General features: G+C 67.9%; 16 protein-coding genes. 10 read left to right on the plus strand and 6 right to left on the minus strand.

What is annotated here, in order from left to right; all coding sequences use genetic code 11:
* Positions 1-100: 100 nt before the first annotated feature.
* The 3 genes from F0U63_RS37470 to F0U63_RS37480 all read left to right on the plus strand — a co-directional run bounded on the left by F0U63_RS37470 (position 101) and on the right by F0U63_RS37480 (position 2,821).
* The gene (locus tag F0U63_RS37470) at positions 101-1,288 is read left to right on the plus strand and encodes a DUF6310 domain-containing protein (RefSeq protein ID WP_395837754.1); all 1,188 of its coding nucleotides are present in this window, start codon (positions 101-103) and stop codon (positions 1,286-1,288) included.
* A gap of 1 nt (position 1,289) precedes the next feature.
* Positions 1,290-2,048, plus strand: a complete 759-nt coding sequence (locus tag F0U63_RS37475; protein WP_395837756.1) for a DUF5953 family protein — start codon at positions 1,290-1,292, stop codon at positions 2,046-2,048.
* Between the two features lie 218 nt (positions 2,049-2,266).
* A complete protein-coding gene (locus tag F0U63_RS37480) occupies positions 2,267-2,821 on the plus strand; it encodes a hypothetical protein (RefSeq protein WP_395837758.1) in 555 nt (184 codons plus the stop codon).
* Positions 2,822-2,879: 58 nt separating this feature from the next.
* Here F0U63_RS37480 and F0U63_RS37485 read toward each other — a convergent pair whose 3' ends face one another.
* Positions 2,880-3,293 (minus strand): group 1 truncated hemoglobin, encoded by a 414-nt coding sequence (locus F0U63_RS37485; protein WP_395837760.1) that lies wholly within the window; start codon positions 3,291-3,293, stop codon positions 2,880-2,882.
* A 318-nt stretch (positions 3,294-3,611) separates the two neighbouring features.
* Between F0U63_RS37485 and F0U63_RS37490 the strand changes: the two genes are divergently transcribed.
* A complete protein-coding gene (locus F0U63_RS37490) occupies positions 3,612-4,274 on the plus strand; it encodes a glutathione S-transferase family protein (protein ID WP_395837762.1) in 663 nt (220 codons plus the stop codon).
* A gap of 23 nt (positions 4,275-4,297) precedes the next feature.
* Here the strand turns inward: F0U63_RS37490 and F0U63_RS37495 are convergent, their stop codons facing one another.
* The 3 genes from F0U63_RS37495 to F0U63_RS37505 form a co-directional block, all read right to left on the minus strand.
* Entirely contained in the window at positions 4,298-6,781 is a 2,484-nt protein-coding gene (locus tag F0U63_RS37495) for a heavy metal translocating P-type ATPase (RefSeq protein WP_395837764.1), read from the minus strand.
* Between the two features lie 212 nt (positions 6,782-6,993).
* Entirely contained in the window at positions 6,994-7,464 is a 471-nt protein-coding gene (locus F0U63_RS37500) for a DUF1348 family protein (protein ID WP_395837766.1), read from the minus strand.
* Between the two features lie 39 nt (positions 7,465-7,503).
* Positions 7,504-8,679 (minus strand): hypothetical protein, encoded by a 1,176-nt coding sequence (locus F0U63_RS37505; protein WP_395837768.1) that lies wholly within the window; start codon positions 8,677-8,679, stop codon positions 7,504-7,506.
* A gap of 396 nt (positions 8,680-9,075) precedes the next feature.
* Here F0U63_RS37505 and F0U63_RS37510 point away from each other — a divergent pair, with 396 nt between their 5' ends.
* From F0U63_RS37510 to F0U63_RS37520, 3 genes are all read left to right on the plus strand, one after another.
* Positions 9,076-10,359 (plus strand): hypothetical protein, encoded by a 1,284-nt coding sequence (locus F0U63_RS37510; RefSeq protein ID WP_395837770.1) that lies wholly within the window; start codon positions 9,076-9,078, stop codon positions 10,357-10,359.
* Positions 10,360-10,693: 334 nt separating this feature from the next.
* Entirely contained in the window at positions 10,694-15,973 is a 5,280-nt protein-coding gene (locus F0U63_RS37515; RefSeq protein ID WP_395837772.1) for an AAA family ATPase, read from the plus strand.
* Positions 15,974-16,116: 143 nt separating this feature from the next.
* On the plus strand, positions 16,117-16,656 hold the full coding sequence (locus F0U63_RS37520) for a hypothetical protein (RefSeq protein WP_395837774.1): 540 nt from the start codon (positions 16,117-16,119) through the stop codon (positions 16,654-16,656).
* Between the two features lie 43 nt (positions 16,657-16,699).
* On the opposite strand, the gene thiE is transcribed toward F0U63_RS37520, so the two are convergent.
* Together thiE and thiM are read right to left on the minus strand one after the other, a co-directional pair.
* Entirely contained in the window at positions 16,700-17,356 is a 657-nt protein-coding gene (thiE, locus tag F0U63_RS37525) for a thiamine phosphate synthase (protein ID WP_395837776.1), read from the minus strand.
* 14 nt (positions 17,357-17,370) lie between these two features.
* Positions 17,371-18,165 (minus strand): hydroxyethylthiazole kinase, encoded by a 795-nt coding sequence (gene thiM, locus F0U63_RS37530; protein ID WP_395837778.1) that lies wholly within the window; start codon positions 18,163-18,165, stop codon positions 17,371-17,373.
* 330 nt (positions 18,166-18,495) lie between these two features.
* On the opposite strand from thiM, the gene F0U63_RS37535 reads away from it, so the two are divergent.
* The 3 genes from F0U63_RS37535 to F0U63_RS37545 all read left to right on the plus strand — a co-directional run bounded on the left by F0U63_RS37535 (position 18,496) and on the right by F0U63_RS37545 (position 21,997).
* Positions 18,496-19,800 carry a hypothetical protein gene (locus tag F0U63_RS37535; RefSeq protein WP_395837780.1) on the plus strand — a complete coding sequence of 435 codons (1,305 nt, stop codon included), beginning with the start codon at positions 18,496-18,498 and terminating at the stop codon, positions 19,798-19,800.
* A 473-nt stretch (positions 19,801-20,273) separates the two neighbouring features.
* The gene (locus tag F0U63_RS37540) at positions 20,274-20,603 is read left to right on the plus strand and encodes a hypothetical protein (RefSeq protein ID WP_395837782.1); all 330 of its coding nucleotides are present in this window, start codon (positions 20,274-20,276) and stop codon (positions 20,601-20,603) included.
* Between the two features lie 191 nt (positions 20,604-20,794).
* Positions 20,795-21,997, plus strand: coding sequence for an acyl-CoA dehydrogenase family protein (locus F0U63_RS37545; protein WP_395837784.1), 1,203 nt, complete (start codon positions 20,795-20,797; stop codon positions 21,995-21,997).
* Positions 21,998-22,007: the final 10 nt, after the last annotated feature.

Raw genomic sequence — 22,007 nt, forward strand, 5'->3', positions numbered from 1 at the left:
CGTGAGCCGGGGTCCAGGGAGTCCCTGAACATGCCCATGGAGACGGCCCGCGCGGTCTGGTTGGATGGCCTGACGCCTCCAACCCGCCGCGGGACGCCCCATGCCTTCAGCCATCTCCCGTCTCTCCCCCGAGTGGCAACAGTGGCTGGCGGAGAACCTCGCCCAGGGGGCCGCCGCCGAGGAGGTCGCCACCGCGCCGCGCTCGGCCGGCGTGAGCGAGGAGGTGGCGTGCGAGGAGGTGGCCGCCGTGGACCAGCACCCCTTCGTGCGCGCGGGCCGCGGCATCGCCCGCCGCTACGCGCGGATGACTTGGAGCGCGCTCCTGGTGCTGCTCACCGCCTGCGCAAGCGCGCCCGCCCCGCGGCCGATGCCACGGCCCCACGCCTTCGCGTCGACTCCCACTTCGGGCCCGCGCATCCGGCTCGTTTCCGCGCCGATGGAGCCGGCACCGGAACAGTCGTGGATCGGAAAGGCGGACCTGGACCAGGCCAGGGCACTGCTGTCGCGGGCACGCCAAGACCTGGAGCCGCGTCAGTGGGAACAGCTGGACCGCAAGCTCACCGCAGCGGAACGGGCCTTCGAGCGCTTCTCCCGCGCCGCGAGGACGAGCGGGCAAGCCGCCGAGGTGGCAAGGGGAGCCGAGGCTGGACGCGCAAGCGAGGCCCCTTTAGCGCTCTCCAGGGTGGGCCCGGTGCTCATGGCCCTCGTCCTGCTCTGGCCCTCCAGAACCGCCGGGCCAGAGTCTGACCGTCGCCCGCCCTGGGTCGACGCTCAACGGGAGTTCGAGACTCGGCTGCGGGAAGTCTCGGAGTCCTCGCGGCAGCTCATGGTGGAACTTGAGGCCCAGCCTCGTCCGGCGAAAGCAGCGGCCCGGAAGCCCTCGCCGCAGATGCAACCCGCGTCCGCCCTCGTGGAGGAAGATGACCCGAAATGCGTACCCGTTCCGGTGAAGCACCTGGGCGGGAATGCTCCGCACAACAAATGCGCCGACCTGATGCCGAACAACAGCTTCCCCGGTTGGGATGTGTTCGTGAATGGGAAGAACTTCGACGCACTGCAACTGGCCACGCGCACACTGTGGGACGTCAAGACGGATGACTTCGACAAACACTCGTCTCGGTCCCAGGATTTTCTGGCTAGGGTCAAGTCGCCGGAATTACAACGTGAGGACAGGCTCGCCAGACAGTGTGGGTATAACTTCATCGTTGGCGTCAAAAGCGCCGCGCACAAAGCCATGTTGTTCAAGTTAGACCGCACCCTCAAAGTTGTCGTCATGGATTGGTGCTGAGATGGCAACCACACAAATATCTTTATACCTTACCGTCTACGCACCTGCGCTTGTGGGTGACGATGGGCGCCCTCTTGACATCGTCCATGGAATGGAGCGCGCGGTTCCCGGCTTGCGGCTGGGGTGGACGACTTCTGAAAAGGACGACCTCATTGCATTGCCGCACCGTGATGAGTGGGTCGCGACAGACAGGACAGACAACGGGTTTCCGTTCCTCTGCAATGACGACGAGAATCGCGTCGTGACGCTTACCGGATGGGAGAACGCGAGAGGTCTTGCCGCGGACATGACGCCACACTTTGAAGTCCACGCGAGGCTGCCACACGACGAAGCAGGTATCGCGGCGGCAGCGGATGCGCTGGAAGCCGTAGCGGAGGGCGCTCGCGCGATCTGGGGACACATGGATCCAGATGGGGTGGCCGAGACAGTGGCGCAGCAGTTTCGCCACCCGGGGGATGAGCCGCATGTCCCGCCGAAAGGGCTGCCCTCGCTCAAACTCCCATGGGACATCCCCGCGCCTGAGATTCCGCACTTCCTCGGGTGGCTCAACTACTGGTCGGATGCTGCCGCACGCGCCATCGGCTTTCCGGATCCCGCCCGTGATGCGGACCTGCTTTCGCGCTCACGGCGTACCGCGACGGGCGGGTGGGTGGTCGGGCTCACCGAGGCGCCGCTCGACCTGGACAACCCCGCCCACCTGGACGCGCTCAAACGGGCCTACGAGCGCTTCCCGGCGATTGGCGGGCGCGCAACCCCTTGAGGATCGGTACGGCTCGCAGCGGCATCCCCATGCTCGGGAAGAAGTGAGCCGGGTCCTCGCCAGGCACCCTCGTGGCCACTGAACGGGTTCTTCTCAGCGGCTGTGGGATTCGTGTCGCACCGCGTATCGCACGAGGGCGCGTTCCAGAGCAGATTAACCGGTAACCCCGGCCAGGCCCGTGTGATATCAAGCGGCCGGACGGAAACGGAGGCACACGGATGGATGTCAAAGGCGTCGCGTTCCTGGCTCGGCAACTCCAGGCGGAGCAGACCTTCGGAAGGGAGCGCTGGCTCGCATTTCTCGCCGAGCAGGCGAAGCGGGATCCCGTCTTCGCCCAGCCCGTGATGCCAGTGACGCGCATTCCGGCGGATGCCTTCCTGCGGCTCAACGACGCCATGACCCAGCAGTTCTACGCGGGGGACGCCCAGGCCTACTGGAAATACGGCCTGAAGTCCGCCGAGTATGCGCTGCGCCAGGGTCAGCTCAGGTCCCTGTTCACCCCGGGGGACTACCGGCGCTTCGCGCTGTTCACCCCGGGCATCTGGAAGGGGTACTTCACCGCGGGCGATCTGTCGGCGCAGATCATCGGCCCTCAGGTGGAGCTGCGAATCACCGGCGTGCCCCAGCCCCATATCTACTTCGAGCTGTCGGTGATGGGCTTCGCGTCCGGCGGGCTCACCTACCTGAGCGGAAAGGAGATTCCGCACGAGGTGCTCAAGGGCTTCAGCCGAGGTGACGCGGAAGTCGTCTACCGCTTCACCCTGCCCGCCTGAGCGGGACCTACCAGGTTATCCCCGACGGGATTCGAACCCGCTGGGGAGCACGACGGGCTCAGCTGGCCTTGGCCACCGGACGCTCCACCACGATGTCCGGACGGGTGCTGCCCACGATGGCGAAGAGCTCCTGCTGCTCGGCGGCCGGAACGTTGTACTGCTCCAACACCGCCTTGAAGTGGGCGGCGAACACCTCCCACTCGGCGGCGGAGATGTTCAGGTGCGCATGCGACTCCAGCATCGAGCGCCCCGTGTAGCGCTGGGGACCGCCCGTTACCTGGCCCACCATCTCCGTGACCAGGTACTTGAAGCCGGCCTTGGACACGCGGTGATGCGCCTCATCCACCAGCGGGTTCGCGTTCAACGTGGGGTCGACCATGATGCGGTCGATGAAGGTGTCCACCACGGCGGCGATGGCATAGATGCCCCCCAGCCGCTCATACAACGACGGCTTCTTCGATTCAGTGCTCATGTCCGGCTCCAGGTGGGAACCCCTGGGTTCATCCCGGGTCCCCACGCGCCGGAATGTTAGTGCGGTTCGTCCCGCGGCGGGAAGAGCACGAGTCCCATGCGCACCGGACAGGTGCTCGCTCAGTAGCTCGCAGGTTGCCGTTACCGGCGTGCCGCATGAATTGAAACACCAAGGCCAGCACTCGGACGTCCAGGCGAGTCCCGCGGAGGCACCGAAAGAAACGCCGAGCCCGGGTAAAAGCCCGCCATCCCGCGAGCCAGCCCCCTTCGCTATCTCTGGGTCATGACCCTTGCTCACCTCGCAGGCCAGCCTACCGGTATGAAACTCCACCACTTCTCGTGGGGGCTCTATCCCCGGCGTGTCACCCTCTATCTCGCGGAGAAGGCAATCCGTGGCGTCCAACTGCTCGACATCGATCCGACAAACCCCAGGACAATGACCCGCGTCCACGAGCTGAGCCCCCTGGGCACGGTTCCAGTCCTCGAGACCGAGGACGGCCTCGTCATCCGGCAATCCCAGGCGATCCTCGAGTACCTCGAGGAGTGCTTCCCGGAACCGAACCTGATGGGCGAGACCCCGGCGGCGCGAGCCGCGACGCGCGAGCTCATGGCGCTCATCGACGAGGCGAGCACCTTCTTCGGGATCTGGTGCCACAAGGGCAGCCCCGTGTTCGCGGGGCTTGAGCCCCAGAGCGCGGAGGCGGCGGCCATGGCGGCCGAGGGGTATGGCAAGAGGATCCGGCTGCTCGACACCCTGATGGCCGATGCGCCCTTCCTGACCGGCGACAAGGTGACGATCGCCGACTGCATGGCCATGGCGCTGTTCCAATTCGCCAAGGGCTTCTATGGAGTCGCACTGCCAGCCGACTGCACGAAGCTCATTGGCTGGTACGAACGCTTCGCCAGGCGCCCCAGCGTGTCGACACCGGAATACCCTCCCGACCTGCTGCGCCTGTCGTATGGCTTGAAGACCACGCCCTGAGCCTCCGCGCGGGGCACGACGGGTTACAGGTCCAGCCGACGCAGCCGCAGCGCGTTGGAGATGACCGACACCGACGAGAGGCTCATCGCCGCCGCGGCCAGCATCGGACTGAGCAGCAGGCCGAAGAAGGGGTACAGCACCCCCGCGGCGATGGGCACCCCCAGCGTGTTGTAGATGAAGGCGAAGAAGAGGTTCTGCCGGATGTTGTGCAGCGTCCCCCGGCTCAGCTTGCGCGCCCGGGCAATCCCGCGCAGGTCCCCCTTCACCAGCGTCACCGCCGCGCTCTCCATGGCGATGTCCGTCCCCGTGCCCATGGCGATGCCCACGTCCGCCTGGGCCAGCGCCGGCGCGTCGTTCACCCCGTCCCCGGCCATGGCCACCGTGTGGCCCCCCGCCTGCAACCGCTTCACCACGTCACCCTTGCCCTCGGGCAGCACCTCCGCCACCACCTCGTCGATGCCCAGCTCCCGCGCCACCGCCTCGGCCGTGGTGCGGCTGTCCCCCGTGAGCATCACCACGCGCACGCCCTCACGGTGCAACGCGGCCAGCGCCTCGGGCGTGGTCGCCTTCACCGGATCCGCCACGCCGAGCAGTCCCGCGGGCTGGCCGTCCACCACCACGAACATGACCGTCTGGCCCTCGCGCCGCAGCGCCTCCGCGCGAGGCCGCAGCGCGCCCGCGTCCACGCCAAGCGACTCCAGCAGCACCACGTTGCCCAGCGCCACCCGCGCCTCCCCCACGAGCCCCGTCACCCCCTGGCCCGTCACCGAGCGGAAGTCCCGCGCCGCCGTCAGCACCGCTCCACGTGCCTCGGCCCCCGCCACCACCGCCGCCGCCAGGGGGTGCTCGCTGCCCCGCTCCAGGCTCGCCGCCAGGTGCAGCAGCCGGGCCTCGTCCATGCCGTCCGCCGCCACCACCGACACCAGCTTCGGCTTGCCCTCGGTGAGCGTGCCCGTCTTGTCCACCACCAGCGTGTCCACCTTCTCCAACAGCTCCAGGGCCGCGGCGTCGCGGATGAGCAGCCCCACCCCGGCGCCCTTGCCCATGCCCGCCACCACGGACATGGGCGTGGCCAGTCCCAGCGCGCACGGGCAGGCGATGATGAGCACCGCCACCGCGTTGACCAGCGCGTGCGCCAGCCGCGGCTCGGGCCCCAACAAGGCCCAGACGAGGAACGTCACCCCCGACACGGCGATTACCGCCGGCACGAACACCGCCGCCACCTTGTCCGCCAGCTTCTGGATGGGCGCGCGCGAGCGCTGGGCCTCGCTCACCCGCTGCACGATGCGCGCGAGCAGCGTGTCCCGCCCCACCCGCTCGGCCTTCATCACCAGGCCGCCCGTGCCATTGACGGTGCCTCCGGTGACGCGAGCGCCAAGGCCCTTCTCCACGGGGATGGACTCGCCCGTCACCATGGACTCGTCCACCGCGCTCGCGCCCTCCAGCACCACGCCATCCACCGGCACCTTCTCGCCGGGGCGCACGCGCAGCGAGTCCCCCACCCGCACCTGCTCCAGCGAGACGTTCTCCTCCCCCCCATCCTCGCGAATGCGCCGGGCCACGGCCGGGGCGAGGCCGAGCAGCGCCCGCAGGGCACCCGAGGTGGCCCGGCGGGCGCGCAGCTCCAGCACCTGCCCCAGCAGCACCAGCGTGACGATGACCGCCGCCGCCTCGTAGTAGACGGGCACCGCGCCCCCATGGCCGGTGAAGGCATGCGGGAGCAGCCCCGGCGCCAGCGTGGCGACGACGCTGAAGAGGTACGCCGCCCCGGTCCCCAGGGCGATGAGGGTGAACATGTTGAGGTGCCGGTTCTTCACCGAAACCCAACCCCGCTCGAAGAAGGGCCAGCCCGCCCAAAGCACCACCGGAGACGCCAGCACGAGCTGCACCCAGGCCATGAGCCGTGGGTTCAGGACGCGCCCCAGCGGCTGGCCCGGAAGCATCTCGGACATGCCCAGGAGGAACAGCGGCACCGAGAGGACGAGGCCCACCCGGAACCGCCGCGTCATGCTCACGAGCTCGGGGTCCGGCGCCTCCTCGGGCAACACCGTGCGGGGCTCCAGCGCCATGCCGCACGTGGGGCACGCCCCCGGCGCATCGCGAACGATCTCCGGGTGCATGGGACACACCCACTCGGTGCGCGCCGTCATCGTCACCGGCTGATCGGGCTCCAACGCCATGCCGCACATGGGGCAGGCCCCGGGGTGGTCCTGGCGGACCTCGGGATCCATCGGGCAGATCCACATCGTGCCTGGCGGCGCCTCCACCGGCTCCGGCGTGGCCTGGGGCACGAGGAACTTCTGGGGCTCGGCGGCGAAGCGCTCCCGGCACTTCGGATTGCAGAAGTGGTAGGTCGCCCCGTTGTGGACGTGGCTGCCACCCTTGGCGGTCGCCGGATCGACCGTCATCCCGCATACCGGATCCAGCACCTTGCCCTCCGCGATCGAGGGGGGTGCGTGCTGGGGGTCCGCGGGGGAGTGCCGCAGGTGGGTGTGCTCGTGAGCCATGGGAAGAACGACTCCTTTCACCCCGGCGGACGGAGCACCCGCCAGAGCCTTACAGTGGGCACGTTCCACGCCGCGCAACGGCGTGGATGGGGCCACGGTGCCCTGCCTGGCGAACGAGCAACTGGCGGCTCCCCGCCTGCCCCGCTGGACTCAGCTGGCCGCGCGAACGACCCGTGGAGGCCGCTCGCGACAGCGCTGTCCGGTGAACCCGGTCAGAGGCCGAGTTCGCGCAGCCCCGGATGATCCGACGGGCGCGGGCCCAGGGGCCAGAAGAACTTGCGCTCCGAGGCGGAGATGGGCACGTCGTTGATGCTCGCCTCGCGCCGGCGCATGAGGCCGTTCTCGTCGAACTCCCATTGCTCGTTGCCATGGGAGCGAAACCAGTTGCCCGCGGAGTCATGCCATTCGTACTGGAAGCGCACCGAGATGCGGTTCTCGTGAAACGCCCACAGCTCCTTGATGAGCCGGTATTCGAGTTCCTTCTCCCATTTGCGGGTCAGCAGACCGATGATCTCGGAACGTCCCTGGACGAACTCGGAGCGGTTGCGCCAACGGCTGTCCTGCGTATAGGCCAGCGCCACCCGCTGCGGATCGCGTGAGTTCCACCCGTCCTCGGCCTTGCGGACCTTCTCGACGGCGGTTTCGTAGGTGAAAGGAGGCAGGGGAGGTCGGAGTTCACTCATGAGGCCGTAGGTAATGACCATCCCCGCTCTCGCGCAACTTCATGGACTGGAGCCGGGCACGGGCTCGCCGACCATGCTCTCCAGGGCGAATCCGCTTCCCAGCCGGGTCACCGTGGCGCGCACGACGAACGGGATCGCCCACTCCGGCTGCTCGGGGCGGAGGATCCACGCCTCCGTGCGCGGCCCCCTCTCGAGGAAGACGGAGCCCGTCATCAGCCGCGCATGCTCGTCGACGGACAGCGCGAAGCGCCCTCCCTCGGACAGATCGAGGGTGAAGCCCTGGGGGGAGGGAGGCAAGGGGCTCCCGCGCCCTTGGAGCCCCGTGGCGCGCACCCGGAGCAGCCGCAGCTCGTCCCCCTCGCGCCGGGCCGTGATGAACTCCTCCAACAGCGCCGGTGACGTGGTGGTCTTGTGGATCGTGAGCTCATCCCCCGTGACGGCGATGATCTCATACACATGCCAGCTCCCGAGGTTGTCCATGTAGACCCACTTCTCCCCCTCGGCGAAGCGGCGCGGCGACCCGAGCGGATACAGCGTCAGGCTTCCCTCGTACACGACCCCGATCCGGAAGCCCGCGAAGTAGATACCCTGCAGCGAGCCTGGCTGTGGACCCTGCTTGAGCGGGAAGGTGGCCCCATCGATGGTCAACAGCGTCCGGGGACTGGCGAAGGCGCCCGCGTCGGCCCACATCACCGGCAACGCGTCATCCTTCGAGTGCCCCCCGGGATCGATGAACCCTCCCGGCTCCGTCGCGACGGGAGCGATGGACTGGAAGTGCAGGTCGATGTCCTCGCCGCGATAGGACTTGAACCTCAACCGGGAGGTCACGATGCCAGCGGCCTCCCGCTGCTCGTACTGGATGGGCCGGTAGACCGTCTTGCGTCCGGACAGCAACTCCGCGCGATCCCGCGCGAGCTGTACGTCATTGATGTGATCAATCTGGAACTTGTCATGCCGCGTGATGATTGCCCTCAGCAGCGGTGGCTGGCCGGCCCGCCGGTTCACCATGACCTCGATGGCCTCGTACACGGGGTGTTTCGCCGGGAAGACAATCACCAGCGCCTCGTTGCGCTCGAAGGTCAGGATGAAAGGCTGGATGAAGCCTTGGGTGTCAGGCGTCACGGAGGGAAGGTCCGCGGCCTGACAGACATTTCCCCCGGAGAACAGACTCGAGACGAGCAGCACCACGGCAAGTCCGGCTTGACAGACACGCATGGATATCCCTTCCCACTCTGTTCCAGACCTCGCGAGCGGAGCCCCATCATGCGTTCTGACACTCCCGCCGTGAATCAGGCGGCGGTCGGAGGCCATGGCGAAACCAGGCGCTGTGGACAATACCGTGCGAAGGCTGGGATGTACCTGGAGACAAGAAACGCGGGTATCCCTGTCCGCCGCGCGCTCCCCCGGGGAACATCGGCAGCAAGCTGGGCTTGTGGGCCATCGAGCCCCACATCGGCTGGGACGGTGGCGGAGCCAGGGTCGAGGAGCTCCTGGTGGCCGGACCGGAGCGTGCGTATTGGTTGGATGACGATGTGCCACAGGTGAGCGGAATCGCCAGGCAGGTGGGCCATGGGGCGTAGCAGGAAGGGCTTGGTGGGAGGGCTCGTTGTCGTGGTCCTCGGAGTCTGGTGGCTCAGCGCGCCACCGGCGTATATCCGTCCGGCCGAGGCCTATGTCCTGCCGGAGCCCAGCGCGGCGCTCCTCGCGGTCAAGGCAGCCGGCGATGACGTGGGCGCGGCGGGCCTGATGGGTCCGGCGGTGCCCGGACATGACGACGTGGTGCTGCAGGAGGAGCGCGGCCAGGCCTTCATCACCGCTCGAGACGGTTGGATCTGGCGGCTGGAGCTCGGCAGTGGCAAGGCCGAGCGCTTCGTGCGGACCCCCCTGGTGGCGTCCGGCGCGAAATTCCCGCCCGGGGAGACGGACCGGATGCTGTTCTGCGCCTCGCATCTCCATGGGTTCCAGCCGGAGCACGAAGCCTCCGTGGGCGTCTATGAGCTGCGCCTGTCCACGCGGGAGGTACGCGCCGTCGCCCTGCGGGTTCCCCTGCCTCCGCCCCTGAAGCCGGTGGGAGCACGAGGCGAGGGCGCGGTGTACCCCGTCGCGTCCACTCCCGCGCTGCGCTTCGCCGACATGACCGGGGCCAACAGCCGGCCGATCGCATTCTGCAACGACCTGGACATCAGCGAGGACGGTCAACGCATCTATGTATCGGAGCCCTATGACTATCCCGGCGCGGCCATGGGGAATGAGGCGGCCTTCCGCGAGGCGATCAGCCTGGCGCGCAACGGGCGGCTGTGGCTGTTCGATCTGAAGAGGAGCAGCGCCCAACTGGTGGCCCAGGACTTCCATTTCGTCGACGGAGTCCTGCTGGACTCCGGTTCCACCTCCACCCAGGGCGGCACGGGAAGGGAGGAATCCATCGTCATCTCCGAGACGCCCAAGTTCCGGCTGCTGCGCTTGTTCGTGGGGGGCCCCAAGGCAGGCACCGCCGAGATCCTGCAAGAGGGTCTGCCAGGAATGCCAGACGGACTGAGCCGGGATGAGCGCGGACGCATCTACGTGGCGCTCTATCGTGGCCGCCCCAGGAGCGCGGCATGGATTCACGCGAACCCGTGGCTCAAACCGCTGCTCTTGAGATTGCCACCCGCCTTGTTCCCCATCTCGCACGAGACGGGTTACCTGGTGCTGGATCCCAGTGGCGGCCAGCCTCTCTACCTGACCCTGCACGACGGGCAGCGCGTCAGCGCCATCTCCAAGGTCAACCCAGGCCGCGAGGGCATCTTCCTGGCGAGCTTCGACCACGACAACCAGGGCGTGCACGTCGTCGGCTACCCCGCCGTGCTGACGCTCCCACACGGGAACCCGCCCAGCGGAACGGCCTCCGGAAGGTAGCGGCCTCCCCCTCTTCCCCCTCCCAAGGAGAGCGAGCGTGGCCCTGGGCAGGCGATACACCCGGGGCGTGGTCTCCTGCCTGTCGCCGCCCCCCCACGGCTCCGCGCGAGGCTTCGAGCGCCTGGCCACACGCGGCGTCACGGCCAGGCCTCATCGCGGGTTGCAGCACTCGTCCTGGCGGAACTCCGGAGGAATGCCCCCTCGGCAGGTTCTCGGGGGAACCCCATGCTCCCCTCCTCCCGTGTGGATTTCACATGCGCGCGAACACGTATGATTCGAAGTGCTGGCGCGACGCCGTCATTGAGACTGGTTCTCGCCCGCGGGGGTCCTCCGCATGCTGGACATACCGGGTTATAGGGTTCTCGGCGCCATCCGGGCGATGGGCTCGAACGTGCTGTTCCAGGCGGTGCGAGAGGCCGATGCCCTACCCGTCATCATCAAGACGCCGATCGCGGCCTCGCCGGGTCCCGTCGAGAACGAGCGGTACCGGCGGGAGTTCGGAATCCTGCAGCGGCTGAAGGACGTGCGGGGCGTGGCCAGGCCCTATGCCTGCGATCGACTCCACGAGCGGCCCCTGCTCCTGCTCGAGTGGGTGCTCGGCCAACCCCTGTCCGAGACCACGGGCCAGCCCATGGAGCTCTCCCGGTTCTTGAACCTGGCCATCTCCCTGGCCTCCACCCTGGGGGAGGTGCACTGCCGCAACGTCATCCACAAGGACATCAAACCCTCGAACATCATCGAGGAGCCGTCGGGGGAGGCACGGCTCATCGACTTCGGGGTGGCCACGCTGCAGCAGGTGGAGCACCTGGACGCGGCGCCGACGCACCTGGTGGAAGGCACGCTGGCGTACATGTCGCCGGAGCAGACGGGACGGATGAACCGCGCGGTGGACTACCGCACGGACTTCTACTCGTTGGGGGTGACCTTTTACGAGCTGCTGACCGGGCAGCGCCCCTTCCAGGGACGGGATGCACTCGAGTGGTTCCACGCGCACATGGCGCGCACGCCGATTCCTCCCCACGAGCTGAACCCCCAGGTGCCGCCGGCCTTGTCCGCCATCGTGCTCAAGCTCCTGGCCAAGGTGGCCGAGGAGCGCTACCAGAGCGCCGAGGGACTCAAGGCGGACCTGGAGCGCTGCCGCGAGGCACTGAGCCAGAGCGAGCAGGAGGAGTTCGCGTTGGGGACGTACGACACGCCCAACCGGTTCCAACTGCCGCAGCGGCTCTACGGGCGCGAAGCGCAGGTAGCCACCCTGCTCGAGAGCTTCGAGCGGGTGGCCCGGACGAGCGCGCCGGAGTTGATCCTGGTCAGCGGGTACTCGGGCATCGGCAAGTCCTCGGTGGTGAACGAGCTGTACAAGCCCGTGGTCCAGCGCCGCGGCTTCTTCCTGCGGGGCAAGTTCGACCAGTTCCAGCGGGACATTCCCTACGCCACCCTGGCGCAGACCCTGCGCGAGTTGGTGCAACAACTGCTCGCGGGGAGTGATGAGGAGATCGCCCGGTGGCGCGAACAGGTGAACCAGGCCTGGGAAGGCAAGGGCCAGGTGCTCGTGGAGCTGGTGCCCCAGTTGGAAATCCTGGCGGGCCCGCAGCCCGCGCTCCAGGAGCTGTCCTCCAACGAGGCGCAGCACCGCTTCTACCGGGTGGTGCGCCAGTTCCTCTCGGTGTTCGCCACCCGGGAAAACCCCATGGTGGTGTTCCTGGATGACTTGCAGTGGGCGGACCTGGCCAGCCTGCAGATGCTCGGGCATCTGTTGTCGCATACCCAGCCGGAAGCCCCGCCGGTGCTCTGGATTGGCGCCTACCGGGACAACGAGGTGGGCCCCGCGCACCCCCTCATGCCGATGCTGCGCGAGGTGCTCGCGGCGGGGACGCGGCTGGCGGACATCCGGCTGGAGCCGCTGAGCGTGGCGCAGGTGGAGCACCTGGTGGCGGATGCGTTGCCCGGAGCGGAACGGGCGGTCGTCGCCCCGCTCTCGGCGCTGGTGCACGAGAAGACAGGAGGCAATCCCTTCTTCCTGATGCAGTTGCTGGTGGCGCTCCACCAGGATGGTCTGCTGGTGCGCGTGCCCGAGGGCGGGTGGCGGTGGGATGCCGCGGGGGTGAAGGCCCGGGACTACTCGGAGAACGTCGTCGACTTCATGGTGGGCAAGCTGCGCCAGTTCCCCCCGGGCACGCAGCACCTGCTGCGGCTGGCCGCGTGCGTGGGCACCCACTTCACCCTCCAGATGCTGGGCACCCTCGCCGGCCTGGGACAGCTGGAGGAGGTGGAACAGGGGCTCGAGCCCGCGCTCCAGGAAAGCATGCTGGTGCGCTCCGGCCCGGAGCAGTACCGCTTCCTGCATGACCGCATCCAGCAGGCGGCCCACTCCCTCGTCTCCGAGGAGGAGCAGAAGGCCATCCACCTGCGCATCGGCCGCCTGCTGCTCCAGAGCCTGACACAGGAGCAGGTGCACGAGTCGCTCTTCGACGTGGTGAGCCAGCTCAACGCCGGGGTGGAGCTGATGGAGGATGCCGCGGAGCGCCACCAGCTCGCGCGGTTGAACGCCGAGGCGGGACGCAAGGCCGCGGCCGCGGTCGCGCTCCGCCCCGCCCTCACCTACCTCGGCATGGCCTTCACGCTCATCCCGGGAGACCCCTGGACGACGGACCCCGAGCTGGCCTTCAAGGTACGGCTCGCGCGGGCCAGATGCGAGCTGCTGAGCAGCAACATCGCCGAGACGCGCCAGCTCACGGAGGAGCTGCTGTCCCGCGCGCGGAGCCGTGCGGACATCACCGCCGCGTATTGCCTGAAGAACGACATCGGCCTCGTCACGGGCGACATCCAGGGCGCCGTCACCTGCATGCTGGAATGCCTCGACGTGCTGGGCATGCCCATCTCACGCCACCCCACCCAGGAGGAGGCGATCGCCGCCCATGACGAGGTGTGGGCGCTGCTGGGGGAGCGCTCCATCGAGAGCCTCATCGACCTGCCGCCCATGACGGATCCGGACATGAAGCTGGTCATGGGTGTGCTCGCCTCGCTCTTCGGACCGGCCTACTTCAGCGATCACCACCTGCTCATCATCGACCTGAGCCGCATGGTCTCGCTGACGCTCCGCTACGGCTTCTCGGAGGCCGCGGTGCTGGGAATCTGCTGGTTCGGGGTGCTGACCAGCTCCTACTTCAAGCGGTACCGGCAAGGCGAGGCCCTGGGCCAGCTCGCGTGCGAGCTCATCGAGCGGCACAACCTGCCCGATCGCCGCACGCGGGTGCTCTTCGGGGTGCAGTACACCGACTACTGGACCCGCCCCATCCACCTCGTGCACGAGATCTCCCTGCGCGGCTTCCGGGACGATCTCCAGTCCGGGGACTTCCTGAACGCCAGCTTCTTCTGCCACATGATCGTCCAGAACCGTCTGGCCATGGGGCACAACCTCAAGGACGTCTACGAGGAAGCGGTCTCGCGCGGCGAGTTCGTGAACAAGGCGGGGGTCGTGGATGCGATGGACATGCTCCTGAGCTACCAGGCCTACGTGCAGCAACTGCGCGGGCTCTCGCGCTCCTTCGACACGTTGAGCGGGGGTGACTTCGATGAGCAGGCCTTCGAGGCCACCCGGCAGATTCCCGCGCGCATGGGCACCATGCGGTGCATCTATTGGATCGTGAAGCTCCAGTCGCGCTTCATGTGTGGCGCCTACGCGGAGGCCCTGGAGGCGGCGGACAAGGCGGCCGAGCTGCTCTGGTCCATGCACGGCATGCTCTTTCTCAGGGAGTACCAGTTCTTTCGCGCCCTGAGCCTGGCCGCGTGCTTCGAGGGGGCCGCGCCCGAGGAGCAGCGGCGGTTTCTCGAGGCCATCCAGGTCCACCAGCGGCAGCTCGCGGACTGGGCGGAGCATTGCCCCGAGAACTTCCACGCGCTCGAGCAGATGGTGGCCGCGGAGCTGGCGCGCCTGGCGGGCCGGGCGGACGAGGCCACACGCGCCTATGAAGAGGCCATCCGCGCGGCGCGGGAGAGCGGTGCCACCCAGTACGTGGGACTGGCCAGTGAACTCGCGGCCAACTTCTGGCGCACACGGCGGGCCTCGGTGGTCGCCCATGCCTTCGCGAGGGAAGCCCGGGCGGCGTACCAACAGTGGGGAGCCCTGGGCAAGGTGCAGCACCTGGAATCCCAGTGGCCCCACCTCGCTTCCTCGGCGGACGCCGAGGAGGCGCTGACCACCCACAGCACGGCCTCGACCCGCATCGACGCGCTCACGGTCGTCAAGGCCCAGCAGGCCGTCTCCAGCGAGATCGTGCTGGAGCGACTGGTGACGACGCTGCTGCGCGCGGCCATCGAGAACGCGGGCGCCCAGAGCGGCGCCCTGCTGCTGCCGGAAGGGCACTCACTGTCGGTGGCGGCCATCTCCGGGACGTCATCGGAGGGGGGGCCCCACGAGCTGCCCTGGACGATCCTGTCCTATGTCCGGCGCACCCGGGAACACGTGCTCATTGGCGACGCCTCCAAGCCCCACCCGTTCTCGGCCGATCCCGCCCTGGCGCGCGGCGGAGCACGCTCGGTGCTGTGCCTGCCCCTGATGAAGCAGGAGCAGTTCTCCGGAGCGCTGTATCTGCAGAACAACCTGGCCACCAATGCCTTCAGTCCGGCGCGCCTGGCGCTCCTGGGACACATCGCCTCGCAGGCGGCCATCTCCATCGAGAACGCGCGGCTGTACGCGGACGTGCAGCGCGCCCGGACGGAGCTGCGCCGGGCCAACGAGGAGCTGGAGCGGCGGGTGGAGGAGCGCACCCGCGAGCTCAAGCAGGCCCAGGCCCGCCTGGTGGACACCGCGCGCGAGGTGGGCATGGCGGAGGTGGCCTCCAACGTGCTGCACAACGTGGGCAATGTGCTCACCAGCGCCGTCGTCAACCTGGAGATGATGCGCCAGGCCGTGGGGTCCTCCCGCGTGGGCCGGCTGAAACAAGCCACGGCCCTGCTGATGGAGAACCAGACGAACCTGGTGGAGTTCCTGGCGGATGGCTCGCGCGGCAGCCGCCTGCCGGAGTACCTCTCGGTGGTGGCCGACGAGCTGGTGCGCGAGCAGACCCGCCTCATGGAGGACATGGATGCGATGGGCCGGCACATCGACCACATCCGCGCCATCGTCCAGGTGCAGCAGACGTACGCGCGCAACGCGTTGATGACGGAGGAGTGCGATCTGGCCCAGCTCATCGATGATGCCCTGCGCATCCAGATGGAGACGCTGCAGCGTCACGGCGTCTGCGTCCAACGCGAGCTGTCGGAGCTCCCCAAGGTGAGGGTGGACAAGCACAAGGTGTTGCAGATCCTCATCAACCTGCTCAGCAATGCCCGGCACGCGCTGGAGGCCATGCCCGAGGGCAAGCGCCACCTGTGGGTGAGACTGGCCGCGGTGGGGCCCGTGGTGCGCATCCAGGTGGAGGATGACGGAATGGGCATCGCTCCCGAGGTGAAGGGCAAGCTCTTCACGCACGGCTTCACCACGCACAAGAATGGCCACGGCTTCGGGCTGCACTCGAGCGCGCTGGCGGCGCAGATCCTCAATGGACGCCTGACGCTCGAGAGCAATGGGCCTGGCCAGGGCGCCGTGGCCACGCTGGAGCTTCCTCTCACCTGAGCGGGGCGCGCAGAGGGTCTGGCCCCTCCGTGACGCTTCGTGAAAAGCGTTACAGCGGGGCCTCGCTTTTCCAGGGGACTTGCGTCTTGAGATGACTCACGCGCACGTGCTTGAGTGAAGGCTCCCCATCCCGGAGGCACACCATGGCTCGCGTCATCCAGGCATGCGACGTCGAGGCGCAGGGCCACCTCGTCAACGCCCTGCTCGACTCCGGGGAGGCCGTGCGGCCCGAGGTGAAACGCATCATGGCCGCGCACGGGTTCACGGCCACCACGCTCCAGCCGTGGTATCCCCTGCCGGACTTCCTGCGCTGCCTGGAGGACATCCAGACCCACGTGGGCCGCTTCTCACTGCGCGCCATCGGCCAGCAGCTTCCCCGGTACACGGTCTTTCCTCCCCACATCACCTCCTTCGAGATGGCCCTGATCCTGGTGGATGAGGCCTACCGGATGAACCACCGGGGCCCGGGAGACATTGGCGGCTACCACCACGAGCCCGTGGACGGACATGCCGCGCGCATGCGGTGTGACAACCCCTATCCCTGTGAGTTCGATCAGGGCCTGCTGGAAGCCCTCCACGTACGCTTCGCGAGCCCGGGCGCGTTGCGGCTGCGCATCACGCATGGCCCCGGAGGTTGCCGCGCCCTCGGCGACGCCGCCTGTATCTACCAGCTCAAGTGGTGAAGGGGGCGCGTCCCTCGGCACAGGGGACCGATTTTGTCTGGCTTTACAGGGAGCCCCTGCGCGCGCGCCCCTCGCGGACGGCACGGACGAGGGTGCTTGCCGCCACCTCGCAGTCCTCCGCGGAGCAGATGGCGGACACCACCGAGACCCCATCCGCCCCGGCGGCGACGACCGCCGCGGCGTTGGCGGCGGAGATGCCACCGATGGCCACGGCCGGCACGGGCAGCAGGCGCCGCAGCCGGGCGAGTTCCTCCAGCCCGAGCGCCGGGGTGGCATCCGGCTTGGAGCCGGTGGGGAAGATGGGACCCACGCCCGCGTAGTCCACCACCGCCGGATCCAACGTGGGCAGGTCCTCCGCCCCGGTGATGGACAGGCCCACCAGCGCATCGGGCCCCAACAACCGCCGGGCCACCTCGGGCGGCAGGTCGCCCTGCCCCACGTGCACCCCGTCCGCCCCCATCGCCAGCGCCAGGTCCACCCGATCATTGACGATGAGCGGCACCCCGAGCGGACGGAGCCGCTCGAGCAGCGCCCGGCCCAACGCCAGCGTCTCGCGCGCCGGGACGTCCTTGTCACGCAATTGCACCAGGGTCGCCCCGCCGCGCACCGCGGCGAGCACCACGTCCACCAACTCGCGCCCACGCGACAGCAGGCGGTCGGTGACGAGGTAGACGGACAGGTCGGGCACACGGCGGCTCATGGTGACGGTCTCCTTCAGCGCAGGCGGGCGCGGGCGCGCACGGTGTCCTCATCCAGGGTGTAGAGCGCGTCCAGCAGGTGGAGCTGCAACGAGCCCGGACCCTTGGACTGCCCGGCGGCGAGCTCCCCGGCCAGGCCCAGCACGGCGAGGGCGCGCGCGGCGGCCAGCACCGCGTCGGGCTCCACCGCGAGGAAGGCGCCCACGAGCGCGGACGCCGTGCACCCCATGCCCGTCACCCGGGCCATGAGCGGGTGGCCGTTGTCCACCGCCACCACACGCGAGCCGTCGGTGATGTAGTCCGTCTTGCCCGTGACAGCCACCACGGTCCCCAGGCGGGAGGCCAACCCCCGAGCTGCCTCGAGCGAGACCTCGGAGGACTGGGTGCTGTCCACCCCGCGCGTGGCCCCCGCCTCGCCCGCCATCGCGAGCACCTCCGAGGCATTGCCACGGATGACCGCAGGAGCCTGTCGCGCCAGCTCGGCGGCGGTGGCGGAGCGGTAGCGCGTGGCGCCGGCGCCCACCGGATCCAACACCCAGGGCACCCGCGCCTGGCGCGCGGCGTGGACGGCCAGCCGCATCCCCTCCACCCAGTCCGGAGACAGGGTGCCGATGTTCACCACCAGCGCCTGCGAGAGGACCACGAAGTCGGCCACCTCCTCCCGCGCATGCACCATGGCGGGCGAGGCCCCCACGGCGAGCAGGGCGTTGGCCGTGTTGTTCATCACGACGTAGTTGGTGATGTTGTGCACGAGCGGCGAACGCTCCCGCACCGCCTTCAGCGACTCCCACACTCCCACACTCAGCTCCACCGACAGCTCCTCTTCATCGGGTCCCCTCCGCGCGGCCTCTTCGACAGGCTCCTGGCGCTCCTGCTTCGCCCAGACACCCTACGCCCGACAAGCCTCAATCGCCGCTCCGAATCGTTATGAACTCCATCTAGTTTTCCCGGTGGGTGAAGGAGGTGCGACCCACGCCCGCGGTGCTGTCCACCCAGACAGAAGGAGAACCCCCCGCCTGGAGTTCCCCAGCTCCACAAGACTTTTACACGAATAGCTGCTTTTCAGTTCTATCCTTGAAATCAGGTTTACAAAAACCTTATCCTGGAATAGTCATCTTTTCGTCACTCCCGGAGACAGGACATGATGCGTCAAACCCTCGCCTTCCGTCGGCATGTCCAGATTCCCCTCTTGTGTCTGGTGGCGGTGTTGAGCAACTCCTGCCAGGAAATCAATGGCGCTGTCACCACGATCCAGGGCGCGATCGACATGATTGGCCGTGAATCCTCATCGTGGCAGAGCACGATGAAGGAACTCGAAGCCAACCTGTTCAAGGATGGTGATGATCTCATCGCCCATCAGGTGACGATGTTGGCGGAGCGAGGCATCGCCACGGGCAGCGCCGAGCTCAGATGTGATGTGGACTTCATCGGGAACCGGATGATCGAGGGGCTCAAACGGATCATCGACGAGATGGAAGGCCGGACCCCAGCCTCCCCGGTACCGCATTTCTGCACGGTGTCTCCGACCGTGGTCGAGCTGGATCAGGTCCAGCAGGGCTCCCTGGTGGGCGTCAACTTCTACGGCTATGACTTGTTCGAGAAGGACATCCGGGATTCGAACGTCAGGGTCATCCTGCAGAACAGGAATGGCTCTCAGCAGGACATCACTTTCGCCAGATCCTTCCTGTCGCATTACCTGATGACCATCCGGGTCGACGATGCGCGCATCGACTACAGCGGCGAGAGCGAGAAGCTGGTGATCACCGCGGGGGAGAAGGTCCTGAGTGAGATCAGCATCGTCTCCAGGCTGCCGACGTATTTCGATTGGTGCCAGGGAGACGCGCCGCCCCGCCTCGCGGAGGACGTCGGGCAGACCTGCGCCCTGAGCCGGATGTCTGGCAGGTTTGGAGGCGCCACGGACTCGGTTTCCACCCTGACGAGCAATGGCTCCTGGTATCTTTCTGGGAATTCGAGCGAGGCCGGGGTGTGCGCGTCGGCGACCTGTGCCAATGGCTACCCCAGGGCCGGTGATTTCAGGTGGAGCGCGGGGACGTCCCCCGTGCGGATGGTCCTTCAAGAGGGCAACGCCTGCTTCCTCACGAGCATCTCGGGCCGGTTCCAAGGGGCGAATGATCGCATCGAGATCTCGGTGGGCAGCGACGGCTACTACTATCTCGGGGGCGGCACCCAGCCTGGCGCCTCGGCGACTGCCCGGTGCGTGGGGAAGGTCTCCCACCACAGCGAGTTCACCTGGTCCAAGGGCATGGGAAAACTCCCCTTGGGGACGGCGACCGCGCAGGTGTGCTTCTTGAGCATGGTGTCGGGCCATTTTGGGGGCACGTTGGACTCCGTGCGCGCCTACATCCAGAACGGCTCCTGGTATCTGGATGGTGTGGCGGAACACGCGAACCTCACCGCATCCGTCTCATGCATTTCCCGGTTGTAGATGCGAGTCGAAGAGCCATGGGTGGCTGGCTTCACAAGGGAGACGGTATGAAGATGTCGAAATGGCTTGTTTTCTCTCTCCTCGTGGCTCCACTGACCGGAGCTGTTGGGGGCTGTGGTCTGGGGCTGGACGATCTGCCCAGTTCGGGAGGACCCCCCCTCGAGTCTCCACAGCAGGGTGGGCCCGCGGAGCCTGGTGAACCCACGAAGCCTGATGACCCCGCGCAGCCCACCTGCACCCCGCGCAGTTGCGAGGGCGGTTGCTGCCTCAGGGGCGCGTGCTACCGCACCCAGTCCAATTACGCGTGTGGAAGCATGGGAGCGCAGTGCTCGATGTGCCAGTTGCTCCAGAGCTGCCAGAAGCAAGACGTGCTCCGGGGTTGGGAATGTCTCGCCGATCGCGCCACGCACTGGTCGCTCCAGCCGCTGAGCGCCTCGATTCCCCCCTCGAAACCGGATGGAGGTTCATGGGATATGGGCACTGACGCTCCCGACGTGGTCGTGGAACTGGACTGCCCAGCCGGAGGCTCCGTGGGCAAGGTGAAGACCGGGGAGTCTCCCAGCTTCACTCCCAGTTGGAACGATGGCGCCTGTGTGACGACCTCTCCCGAGTTGCTGAACGCGCCCATCAGCATCAGGGTCCTGGATGTCGATCTCTTCTCCAGCGAGGAGATCCTCACCACGTCCTACACGCTCGAGGAGAAGGACTTCGCGGCGGGCATGCTCGAACTCCCCATCTCCGCGGACGGGAGCCATACCTTGAAGCTGCGGCTGTCCCGAGTTGAGTCGCTCGCGCAACCCTGACTGGCCCTGAAGGCCCTCCCGTACAACACAAGCGGATTTCTGCCTCGGCAGGGAAATCGCGTCGAGAACCTCGCTGCCGAGGTGGCTGGCAATTGGGAGCAAACCCTTCCATTCGTTAATTGACAGCAACCCACGTATGGCACTACATGCGCACGCAGTGTCACACCGCGTGTCCATCACGGATGAATGCCATGTCTAGACAGGGAACGGCTGTTCAAAGCGACGATTTCACCGAGGCGGAGTTGATGATGCGTGCCCGGGGGCTCGCCGACCTCGCCTGGAAGCATCGGGAGGAAACCGAGGCCACCCGTCGGCTTCCCCGCGTGGTCATCGACGCGCTGTTCGACTCGGGCCTGCTGCGGCTCGGGACCTCGAGGCGAATGGGCGGCCTCGAGGGGCACCCGCTGACGCTCGTCGAGGTCGGACGGGAGCTGTCGCGTGGGTCGGCGGCGCTCGGCTGGCTCTACGGCCTGACGGTCGGGCACCAGTGGTACCTGTCGTTCATGTCCGAGCGCTTCCAGCAGGAGGTCCGTGACTCCAAGCCGGGGCTGATCGTCGACTCGCTGGTTCCCGCCGGCCAGGCGGAGCCCGTCGACGGGGGCTTCCTGCTGTCCGGTCACTGGAAGTTCGTCAGCGGCGTGGAGTGGTGCTCGTGGGCCGGTCTGGCCGTCGTCGCGAAGCTGCCCGGCCGGACGGAGCCCGAGCCGCTCGTGATGTTCGTCCCGGCGGACAAGCTGAAGATCGAGGACACCTGGCACACGGTCGGCCTGCGCGGCACCGCGAGCAACGAGATCAAGCTCGAGCGCGTGTTCGTGCCGCTGCACCGCATCTTCGCCCTGGCGCGCTTCGCCGCCGACGGCAAGCCGCAGGGTGAGGTGAGCGAGCCCGGCACGCTGTACAAGCTGCCCTTCATGGCGATGGCGGCCATCCAACTGTGCTACCCGGCGCTCGGCGCGGCGCAGCGGGTCCTGGAGGAGTACGCGGCCTGGACGAAGAAGCGCGTGCGCGCCTACGAGCACACGGCGGCGAAGGAGGCCCCGTACTCGCAGATGACGCTCGCCGATGCCACCGTCAAGTGGGACGCCGCGCGGGCGCTCCTGCTGCAGTATGTCCGCGACGCGTGGGATGCCGCCGAGGCCGGGCGCCTGGTGCCGAGCGAGGAGGAGCGCGCGCGGATGTTCGGCCAGCGGGCCTTCATCACGCGCACCTGCGCCGAGCTGACGAACCAGTTGTTCCTCGACTCGGGGGCCATGTCCCTGTTCGAGACGTCCGCCATGCAGGCGCTGTGGCGCGACGTGAACGCGGCCTCGATGCACATGGTCCTCAGCCGCGGGGACGCGCTCACCAGCCTCGGCCGCACGCAGATGGGTCTGCCCGGCCACCACTTCGCCTGACGCCGCCGCC

The organism is Cystobacter fuscus, from assembly GCF_044360685.1.
In the GTDB taxonomy this organism is placed as follows: domain Bacteria; phylum Myxococcota; class Myxococcia; order Myxococcales; family Myxococcaceae; genus Cystobacter; species Cystobacter fuscus_C.